The sequence below is a fragment of the Arthrobacter sp. Hiyo1 genome (assembly GCF_001263615.2).
Taxonomy (GTDB): domain Bacteria; phylum Actinomycetota; class Actinomycetes; order Actinomycetales; family Micrococcaceae; genus Arthrobacter.
Genome location: NZ_DF952469.1, coordinates 1,025,946 through 1,029,174 on the forward strand (window position 1 = coordinate 1,025,946; position 3,229 = coordinate 1,029,174).

Here is a 3,229-nt window from a genome sequence, read left to right on the forward strand (position 1 = left end):
AGTCCGGGCACGAATACGCGGAGGATCAGCGCCGCGGCAAGCACCAGGAGCGCCGCTGCCACAGCCCTTCCGCTGCCCAGGCGACGGGCCAGCCACGGACCGCAAGGGGCCGAGACGCCGAAGGCAAGTACAGGCAAGGCGCCAAGCAGCGGCAGCAGATGCGCGTCGAGTCCAAAGCCTGCCTGCAGCTGACCCATGGTGCCGGCGATCGTCGTAATGGCCGGACGGAGGTTGATGGAGACAAGTGCCAGTGCAACGAGTATCCAGGCAGTCCGTCGAGCGGCGTACGCGGAAGTACCGCGGCGCGGCGGCTGTGCTTGTTCCATTGGTTGCCTCCCTGGAATCCTAATTTGGTATACCAAATAAGATTAGGGGCATTGCATGGCAAAGTAAACTGCCGCTAAAGGGGCAGCTGAGTGTGACGCTGGACCCTGACGATTAGATTTGGAATACCAGAGCTTTAGATAGCCTTGCCGGGGTTGAAGATTCCGGCCGGGTCGAAAAGTTCTTTGATGCGATGCTGCAACTCCCGGATGGGCTCAGGCTGCTCAAGTCCGAGCCAACGCAGCTTGTACTGCCCCACCCCGTGCTCGCCGGTGATGGTCCCGCCCATCGCCAGCGCGGCGTCAATCGAGTCGTCCAGGGCCTGGTTGAGGCGGGACATGGCATCGGCGTCCACTTCCCTGTCCACGCGGTCCACCCAGAAGGTGGGGTGCAGGTTGCCGTCGCCGGCATGGGCCACCACCTTGAGCTGGACCTCGTGGGTAACGGCCATGGCCTCGAGCGCGGCCACGTAGTCGACAAGCCGCGACCTCGGAACAGCGACGTCCTCGCCAACCCGGAATTCGTTGTCCACTTCGTCGCCTCGACTCGAGCGCCTCATCTCGATGAGGCGCTCCGCTTCGGCATTGGACTCCGCCGTCACCGCGGCGCCGCCGGCGGCGAGCACTTCCCGTACCAAAGCTGCTTCCGCTGCCGCTCCAAAGCCGTCAGTCTGGATCAACAGCAGCGCCTGTCCGCGTTCTCCGAGGTCCGAGCCGTACAGTTCGTCGAGCTGGGCCAGCGTTCCGGCGTCGAGCATTTCCATGATGGCGGGCTGGACGCGGGTCCTTCCGACCGCCAGGACACCCGCTGCGGCACCGCGGAAGTCCGGATAGAAGGCGGCAACTGTCTGTACCTCGCGCGGCAGGTAGCGCAGGCGCACCGTCACACCCACCACGATCCCCAGGGTGCCCTCGGAGCCCACAAACAGCGCTGTGAGATCGTACCCGGCCACACCCTTGAAGGTCTGGTGACCTGTGTGGATAAGCGAGCCATCGGCCAGGACGACGTCGAGCGCCAGCACCGAGTCCCTCGTCACGCCGTACTTGGCGCAACGCAAGCCGCCTGCGTTCGTGGCCACATTGCCGCCGATCGTGGACATTTTGTAGCTCGCTGGGTCCGGCGCGTACATCAGGCCGTGTTCGGACGCGGCGGCATTCAGGTCAGCGTTCACCACGCCAGGTTCGACGACGGCGGTCTCATCGTCCGCGTTGAGCTGCAGGATGCGGTTCATGCGTTCCAAGCTGAGGACGATGCACCCCTGGCTGGCGTGGGCGCCGCCGGAAACCCCGGTGCCGGCGCCGCGGGCCACGATCGGAACTCCGTGCCGGGCGCAACTGCGCACCACATGCTGCACGTCTTCGACGGATTCGGCGAACACCACAGCCAAGGGCAGCTGCAAGTCCAGGACAGGTCCCAGGTCTGCGGCATAGGTGGTGCGTGTCTGTTCGTCGACGGCGACTTGCCCCGGAGCGAGGGCGGCCCCTAGATCATCGATGAACGCGCCCGGGCTTTCGCTTTGCTGGGTTTCACCCGCGGGTGGAAGCCGGCGGGCCATAACGATCTCCAACCTGGCCTTGTCCTGCGGATAAGGCCGGCTGGCACCGGTGTATTCAAATCCGTGCCGCTCGTAGAACGCCTTCGCTCGGGCGTTGTCCTCGTGGACGCCCAGTTCGATCACGCCTGCTCCGAGCTCGGCGCCTGCTATGGCGCAAGCCTCATCAAGCAACTGGTCGGCCAGGCCCAGGCCACGGTGTTCGGGTGCGACGTAGACGCTGATCAGCATGGCTTGTAGAGCCCGGGAAGGATCCTGCGGCTGCTTGATGACCACGCGCATAAGTCCGCTGATCGGGCTACCGTCCGTGCCGTCGTCCGCTATCAGGGTGATACTCGAGTCGCCCGACATCGTGGCTGCTCGCTCTTGCCATTGAGTGTCAGTCTGGCGCCGGGCGGCCGCGAGGCTCTCCACGTAGGCCATCGGGGTGTCCGACAGCATCTCCAACCGGACGTCGCGAAGCAATTCCCAGTCAGTCGCTTGGAGGCGACGGATTCTATTCACTTGCGCCGCCCATGAACCGGACATAGCGCTCAAGAACTCCAGGCCAGTCAGCCGCGTAGTCTGCACGGGTCTGCGCGGGGTGTTCGGCACCTTCCCAGCCGTCGTGGACCAGACGAACCTCCGTTCCTCCGTCAACAGCACGGAAGGCCAGACGAAGTTCGGTGGACCACATCGCGGTACTGCCTGGATACCAGCTCGCATGGAAGGACAACGGCGGCTGCCAGTCGTCGATGGTCCCCCATATCGAGGTTCGGCCGTCGTCGGCCGTCTCCAGGATCAAATTCTCCTCGAACTCAACGTGCGAGCCCGCCCCGTAGACGCTGTGGTCCTCCATCGGCCACCAGAGATGCGGGTGGTCGGTGAAGCCCATGAAAGCATGCGCCACAGGCGAAGGCACGACGACGGTGCACACCACGGGGTCCAGCTCACCGGATTGCTCCGGCTGGGGTTCGGAGTCCGGCGCGAGGTGACTAAAGAGGCTCTCCATGTGCACCAACTTTACCGCCCAGCGGCACCCCCGATTCCGGATCCAGCGCGCTCGCCCCTGACGCCGGCTCACCTGTGCCGGGTCCCGACCGGACGCTCGCTCACTTATACCGGCTCCCGGCAGGACGCCCGCTCACATATACCGGCTCCCGGCGGGACGCCCGCTCACTTATGGCGGCTCCCGGCAGGACGCCCGCTCACATATACCGGCTCCCGGCGGGACGCCCGCTCACTATGGCGGCGGGCGTCGGTCGTGGAACCTGGATAGGTGAGCCGGGGTTTGGGATTTCCCTGCCATATCCGAGCCGGGGTCTGCCAAAATGGCCCTATATCTGAGCGGGGGTCCGGGGAAACCGGGCCATA

2 protein-coding genes and 2 pseudogenes are annotated in these 3,229 nt (G+C 65.0%); all 4 read right to left on the reverse strand.

Annotated elements, in window-relative coordinates; genetic code table 11:
- A pseudogene (locus tag AHiyo1_RS08980) lies at nucleotides 1–326 on the reverse strand (hypothetical protein); the annotation flags it as partial.
- 134 nt (nucleotides 327–460) lie between these two features.
- Complete coding sequence (locus AHiyo1_RS08985; RefSeq protein WP_059388336.1) at nucleotides 461–1,879, reverse strand: FAD-binding oxidoreductase; 1,419 nt, start codon at nucleotides 1,877–1,879, stop codon at nucleotides 461–463.
- A 54-nt stretch (nucleotides 1,880–1,933) separates the two neighbouring features.
- Nucleotides 1,934–2,404: pseudogene (locus tag AHiyo1_RS27895) on the reverse strand (GNAT family N-acetyltransferase); the annotation flags it as partial.
- Nucleotides 2,373–2,867: an SRPBCC domain-containing protein gene (locus tag AHiyo1_RS08990; protein ID WP_059388335.1), complete on the reverse strand. Its 495-nt coding sequence runs from the start codon at nucleotides 2,865–2,867 to the stop codon at nucleotides 2,373–2,375. The gene AHiyo1_RS08990 and the pseudogene AHiyo1_RS27895, both read right to left, overlap by 32 nt.
- Between the last annotated feature and the right edge of the window lie 362 nt (nucleotides 2,868–3,229).

Bases quoted from the DNA above. Each gene is read 5' to 3' on its own strand.
- AHiyo1_RS08990 (WP_059388335.1), bottom strand. From the start codon at position 2,867: ATGGAGAGCCTCTTTAGTCACCTCGCGCCGGACTCCGAACCCCAGCCG.
- AHiyo1_RS08985 (WP_059388336.1), bottom strand. From the start codon at position 1,879: ATGGCCCGCCGGCTTCCACCCGCGGGTGAAACCCAGCAAAGCGAAAGC.